Annotated in this window: 3 protein-coding genes; 2 read left to right on the top strand and 1 reads right to left on the bottom strand. The window is 70.6% G+C overall.

What is annotated here, in order from left to right; all coding sequences use genetic code 11:
- Window positions 1-3224 (bottom strand): S41 family peptidase (locus AOK01_RS33950; RefSeq protein ID WP_055518490.1); only part of this gene is annotated, 3224 nt, incomplete at its 3' end.
- Between the two features lie 276 nt (window positions 3225-3500).
- On the opposite strand from AOK01_RS33950, the gene AOK01_RS33945 reads away from it, so the two are divergent.
- Window positions 3501-4091: a TetR/AcrR family transcriptional regulator gene (locus AOK01_RS33945; protein WP_055518489.1), complete on the top strand. Its 591-nt coding sequence runs from the start codon at window positions 3501-3503 to the stop codon at window positions 4089-4091.
- 173 nt (window positions 4092-4264) lie between these two features.
- Window positions 4265-6520 carry an MMPL family transporter gene (locus AOK01_RS33940; RefSeq protein WP_055518487.1) on the top strand — a complete coding sequence of 752 codons (2256 nt, stop codon included), beginning with the start codon at window positions 4265-4267 and terminating at the stop codon, window positions 6518-6520.
- The last annotated feature ends 283 nt before the right edge of the window (window positions 6521-6803 follow it).

The raw sequence follows: 6803 nt of genomic DNA, 5'->3' as shown, positions 1-6803 counted from the left end.
GATGCGGGGTGGGTGGTCAGGAGGTTCAGGGCCAGTTGGACTGCGTCGTCCAGTTGGGCGTGGCGGCCCTCCGCCCAGTCCAGGGGGGTGCGGAGGATCTCCAGGTCCGGGGTGACGCCGTGGTTCTCGACCGACCAGCCGTACGCCTCGAACCAGGCGGCGTTCATTGGGACCGTGATGACCGAGCCGTCGCCGAGACGGTGGCGGCCGGTCATGCCGACGACCCCGCCCCAGGTGCGCTGGCCCACCACCGGGCCCAGCTTGAGCAGTTTGAAGGCCGCCGTGATCATGTCGCCGTCGGACGAGGTCATCTCGTCGGCGAGGGCGACCACCGGGCCGCGTGGGGCGTTGGACGTGTACGACACCGGCTGGGCGTTGCGGGTCAGGTCCCAGCCCATGATCGTACGGGTGAGGTTCTCGATGACCAGCTCGCTGATGTGGCCGCCCGCGTTGCCGCGTACGTCGACGATGAGGGCGGGGCGGGACACCTCCATCCGCAGGTCGCGGTTGAACTGTGCCCAGCCGGAGCCGCCCATGTCGGGGATGTGCAGGTAACCGCACCGGCCGCCGCTCAGCTCCCGTACCACTTCCCGGCGTTTGGCCACCCAGTCCTGGTACCGCAGGGGGCGCTCGTCGATCAGGGGGACCACCGCGACCCGGCGTGCGCGGCCCCCACCCTCGGCCGGGGTGAAGGTGAGCTCCACCGTCGTCCCGCCCGCCCCCGCGAGCAGCGGGAACGGACCGGTGAGCGGGTCCACGGGGCGGCCGTCGACATGAGTGAGCTCCGCGCCCGCGCGGATGCCCGTACCGGCCAGCGGTGAACGGGCCTTGGAGTCGGAGGAGTCACCGGGCAGGATGCGCTTGACGACCCAACGGCCGTCCCTGCGTACGAAGTTGGCGCCCAGCAGGCCTTGCGGCCGCTGATAGTGGGGCGGGCCTTCGTTGCGGCGCGCGGCGGCGACGTACGCGTGCGAGGTGCCCAGTTCACCCAGCACCTCGCGGAGCAGGTCGGCGAACTCGTCGGGGGACGCGACCCGTTCGACCAGCGGACGGTACTGGTCCAGGATGCCCGCCCAGTCGATGCCGCACATGCCGGGTTCCCAGAAGTAGGCCTGGATGAGGCGGCCGGCCTCGGCGTACGCCTGGCGCCACTCGGCGGCCGGGTCGACCTCGTGCAGGATGCGGCGCAGGTCGATCCAGACGGTCGTGTCGCCGTCGCCCGGCTCGGTGGACGGAACGGCCCGCAGCTCCCCCTCGTCGACCACGACGAGACGGGTGCCGTCGCCGCTGGGCGCGAACGCGTCGAGGTGCTCCACGAGTTCGGACTTCTTCGCCTTGGAGATGTCGAAGTGCTCCAGGGTCGGCCGGTCGCTCGTGTCGTCCGGGTTCGCGAACGTCTCGCCCAGCGCCCCCGAGATCGGCCAGCGCAGCCAGACGAGTCCGCCGCCCGCGACCGGGTACAGCGCGGAGTACTTGGAGGCGGTGACCGGAAAGGGCGTCACACGGCACGCCAGCCCCTCGGTCTCGACGGTCACCGCTCCTGCTCCTCCCGCTCCCGGTTCCCCTCCCTCGGTGTCGTCCGGGACCACCGGGTCCAGGCCACCGGCCGCCGGGCGGCCCTCGGGGGTCAGCGCGAACGGGGACGGGGTCGCCGAGGACAGCGGTACGAGGTAGGGGCGGCAGCCCAGCGGGAAGGAGAGGTCGCCGGTATGGACGTCGTACACCGGGTCGAAGCCGCGCCAGGAGAGGAAGGCGAGGAAGCGGCCGTCCCGGGTGAAGACCGGGTTCTCGTCCTCGAAGCGGCCGTTGGTGACGTCGACGATCGTGCGCGGACCGGGCCCGCCGATCCGCGCCAGCTTGATCTGGCGGAGCGTGCGGCCGATGCCCGGATGCGACCAGGCCAGCCAGTTCCCGTCGGGGGAGAAGGCCAGGTCGCGCACGGGCCCGTTGACGGACCGGATGAGTTCACTGACCTCGCCGTCCGACGCCTCCGCCCCCTCCGACGCCTCCGTTCCCACGGTGATCAGCAGCAGCCGGCCGTCGTCCGAGGCGATCGCGAGGCGCTCGCCCGCCGGGTCGGAGACGAGTTCCAGGACGCGGCCCAGTCCCCCCGAAGCCGGCCGGCGCGGTTCGCGCGCACCCGTCGCGCGGGGCAGATACGCGATCTCGACGGCGTCCTCGCCGTCCGCGTCCGTCACGTACGCCACCTGCCCGCCCGAGCCGAGCATCTCCGGCAGCCGGACGCGTACGCCTGGGGTGTCCGCGAGGGCGCGCGCCGGGCCGTCGCGGTGCGTGAGCCAGTACAGGCTGCCGCGTACGACGACCGCGCCGGCCCGGCCCGTCTCGTCCACGGAGATCCCGTCCAGGTGCTGCGCGGCCGGCACCTGGTACGGACGGCGTCCCGCGCGCGGCCCGCCCAGGCGTACGTCGAGGCGGTGGGGCCGGGCGCCGGGGGACAGGTCGTCGACGATCCACAGGTCGCCCGCGCACTGGTAGACGACCCGGGTGCCGTCGCTCGACGCGTGCCGGGCGTAGAAGTCGTCGTGGTCGGTGTGGCGCAGCAGGCCGGAACCGTCGTGCAGACACGAGTACAGGTTGCCGACGCCCTCGTGGTCGGAGAGGAAGGCGATCCGGTCGCCGACGAACATCGGCGAGTCCAGATGGCCGCCGAGGTCGGCGAGGATGCGCTGCCCGTGCAGCCAGAGCCGCCCGGTGGCGCCGCCGCGGTAGCGCTTCCAGGCGGCGGGTTCGTGCGGGGGTGTGCCGGTGAGAAGCAGTGTCTTGCGCTCACCGGCGAAGTCGGCGACCGCGACGTGGGAGACGGGGCCCCAGGGGAGCTTGCCGCCGGGGTCGCCGTCGACCGGCACGCGGTAGGCCCAGGTGAAGTACGAGAAGGGCTCGCCGTGCGAGGCGACGGCGAGGATGTCGCAGTTGCCCTCCGTGTCGGGGGGCGCCCAGCCGCAGACCTGGGTGTCGGCGCTGCCCCAGTAGGTGAGCCGCCGGGCCGGGCCGCCGTCGACCGGCGCCAGATGGATCTCCGGCACGAGGCTGCGCCAGGTCGTGTACGCGATGTGCCGCCCGTCGGGGGAGAAGCGCGGGTGGCACACCTTCGTACGGTCGACGGTGAGACGAGAGGCGCGGCCGGCACCGGAGAGGGGGGCTACCCAGAGATCGTCCTCGGCCACGAAACAGAGGGCGTCACCGCTGAGGTGCGGGAACCGCAGGTAGGAGCCGGAGCCGGAGCCGGAGCCGGAGCCGCTGTGGCTGTGGCTGCCGTCTCCGGCCGGGTCGTGGGCGCTCGGGCGGACTCCGGTCGCGTTCTCGTTCTCGTACTCGTCGCTCACCCACCCATGCTTTTCCGGGGGGCGGGGCCCGGCAACTCGTGGTGGCGGGGAGACGCGTGACTCAACACACGTACGAAACGGTTTCGTTTCGTTGGGTCTCGGGGTATGTTTACTGACGTACGAGACAGTTTCGTTCGAGCGGAAGCGGTGAATGGGATGGCTGAGACAGCAACGACGCGTCGCAGCCGGATCACCCCTGAGCGCGAGGCCGAGCTGTACGAGGCGGTGCTCGACCTGCTCCGGGAGGTCGGCTACGACTCCGTGACCATGGACGCCGTGGCGGCCCGCACCCGGTCCAGCAAGGCCACCCTCTACCGCCAGTGGGGCGGCAAGGCCGAGCTGGTGGCGAGAGCGATCAGGCATCACAAGCCGGTAGGTCTCCTCAACGTGGACACGGGCACCCTGCGGGGCGACCTCCAGGCGTTGACGGCCCGCCAGGACGACTGCGAGATGGAACAGAACTCCTCGCTGATGCAGGCTCTGAGCACGGTGGTGCACTCGAACCCCGAGCTGCTGGCCGCTCTCCGGGAATGGCTGATCGAACCGGAAGTGGCGGAGATGCGCCAAGTGGTGCAGCGTGCCGTCGACCGCGGTGAGGTCCGTGCGGACAACCCCGCGATCGACTACGTGATGCACATGATCATCGGCGCCTTCGTGGCCCGGGGAATGATCGACGACCAGCCACCGACGCAGGCCTTCGTGTCCTCGTACATCGACGCAGTGGTCCTCCCCGCCCTCGTCGCCTGACCACCCCTGAAGCCACTTTTCAGAAGCTCTTCCCGAAGCCCGCCCTTTTTCTGTACCCCTCCCCAGTCACACCTGTACCTGACGCGACCGCTCACGTCGTCGGGCTGATGACCCCTGCCCTGATGCCATCACCGACCTGATGCCATCACCGACCTGATCGGGAGTACGCCCTCGTGGCTACGTTTCTCTATAAACTCGGCCGAATCGCCTTCAGGCGACGGCACTTCGCCGTCCTGATCTGGGTGGCCCTGCTGACGCTCGCGGGTGTCGGCGCCGCCTCCGCGCCCGCCGCGGGCGCCACCTCCTTCTCCATCCCGGGCACCGAGGCGCAGAAGGCCTTCGACCTGCTGGAGCAGCGTTTCCCCAGCGACAGCGCCGACGGAGCGACCGGACGCATCGTCTTCAAGGCGCCCGAGGGCCAGAAGATGACGGACGCCGACAACAAGGCGACCGTCAACAAGGCCGTCAAGGAACTCGGCGACGGCTCCGAGGTCGTCTCCGTCACCGACCCGTTCACGACGAACGCCGTGAGCAAGGACGGCACGGTCGCCTACACGTCGGTGAAGTACGACGCCCCGGGCATGGCACTTGAGGACTCGACCAAGGACGCCCTGGAGACGGCGGGGGACGACGCCCGCGCCACCGGGCTGACCGTCGACGTCGGAGGCGACGCGCTGGAGGCCGCGGCCGAGATGGGCGCGATCGGCGAGGTCATCGGTCTCGCCATCGCCGCGGTCGTCCTCGTCATCACCCTGGGGTCGCTGGTCGCGGCGGGACTGCCGCTGCTGACGGCGATCATCGGCGTCGGCATCGGTGTCTCCACCATCACCGCGCTCGCCAACGCGCTCGACCTCGGCGACACGACCTCGACGCTCGCGATGATGATCGGACTCGCGGTCGGGATCGACTACGCGCTGTTCATCGTCTCGCGCTACCGGGGCGAACTGGCCGAGGGCCGCGAGCCCGAGGAGGCGGCGGGCCGTGCCACCGGTACCGCAGGCTCGGCGGTCGTCTTCGCCGGCCTCACGGTCGTCATCGCCCTGGCGGGCCTCGCGGTCGTCAACGTCCCGATGCTGACCAAGATGGGCCTCGCCGCCGCGGGCACGGTCGTGGTGGCCGTCCTCATCGCACTGACCATGATCCCGGCGATGCTCGGATACGCGGGCAGGAAGATCCGCCCGGCGGGCGAGAAGCGCAGGGGAGCCAAGAAGGACAAGGCGCGCGACACCGCCACGACCACGACCACGACCACGTCCGGGAAGCCGGCCAGGCCCAACATGGGTACGCGCTGGGCGAGCTTCGTCATCCGCCGCCCGGCCGCCGTACTGCTGCTCGGTGTGGTCGGCCTGGGCGTCGTCGCCGTACCGGCCACGCAGCTGGAACTGGGCCTGCCCGACGACGGCTCCCAGCCGACGTCCACGACGCAGCGCCGGGCGTACGACACGCTGTCCGAGGGCTTCGGCCCCGGCTTCAACGGTCCCCTGATGATCGTGGTCGACGCCAAGGACAGCGACGACCCGAAGGCGGCGGCCACCACGGTGACCGACGGCATCAAGGATCTTTCGGGCGTCAAGACGGTGACCCCGGCGTCGTTCAACAAGGCCGGCGACACCGCGACGATCACCGTGATCCCGGACTCCAAGCCGTCCTCGACCCAGACCGAGGACCTGGTGCACGCGATCCGTGACCAGGGCGCCGACGTCAAGGCCGACACGGACGCCTCCGTCCTCGTCACCGGCACCACCGCGATGAACATCGACTTCTCGCAGAAGCTCAACGACGCGCTGGTCCCGTACCTGGCCCTGGTGGTGGGCCTGGCCTTCCTCCTCCTCATCGTCGTCTTCCGCTCCATCCTCGTCCCGCTGAAGGCGGCGCTCGGCTTCCTGCTCAGCGTGCTCGCCGCGCTCGGTGCCGTGGTCGCGGTCTTCCAGTGGGGCTGGCTGGCCGGCCTGATCGGCGTCCAGGAGACCGGCCCGGTCATGTCGATGATGCCGATCTTCATGGTGGGCGTGGTCTTCGGCCTCGCGATGGACTACGAGGTGTTCCTCGTGACCCGGATGCGAGAGGCGTACGTCCACGGCGAGTCGCCGAGCCAGGCCATCGTGACCGGCTTCCGGCACAGTGCCCGGGTCGTGGTCGCCGCCGCGATCATCATGATGGCCGTCTTCGGCGGCTTCATCGGCGCCAGCGACGCGATGATCAAAATGATCGGCTTCGGCCTGGCGATCGCCGTCTTCTTCGACGCCTTCGTGGTCCGCATGGCGATCGTCCCGGCGGTCCTTGCGCTGCTGGGCGGCAAGGCCTGGTGGCTCCCGAAGTGGCTGGACCGCGCCCTGCCGAACGTGGACGTGGAGGGCGAGGGCCTGAGGGCACTGGACGACAACCGCGCGAAGGAAGCGGACGAGGACCGGGAGCTGGTGAACGCCTGACACGACGGACCGGCCGCTGACGACCGGCCGGAACGATCAGTCGGCATGACCGGTCGGCGATAACCCGCCGGCACTGACGCTGACACTGACCAGCCGGTGAGGGCTCCGTGGGGACGGGCGGCCCTCACCGGCTTCTTTACGCACGTGACCACGGCGGGGAGGACGACATACGACGGAAGGGGCCGTGCCGGTATGTCGCAGTCCGCCGCCTAGCTCTTCCGAACCGGGCCTGCCATGGTGGCAAAGGGCAGTACGCCCGGCTGCGGCGGACTCGACGTACCGG

Origin of the sequence: Streptomyces aurantiacus (assembly GCF_001418335.1) — a bacterium.
Classification (GTDB): Bacteria; Actinomycetota; Actinomycetes; order Streptomycetales; family Streptomycetaceae; genus Streptomyces; species Streptomyces aurantiacus.
Note: the sequence above shows the minus strand (reverse complement) of the source record. Positions and strands in the feature narration are given on the sequence as shown.

What these genes read in the sequence shown, in the direction of transcription:
- AOK01_RS33945 (WP_055518489.1), top strand. Translation starts at nt 3,501, where the DNA reads ATGGCTGAGACAGCAACGACGCGTCGCAGCCGGATCACCCCTGAGCGC.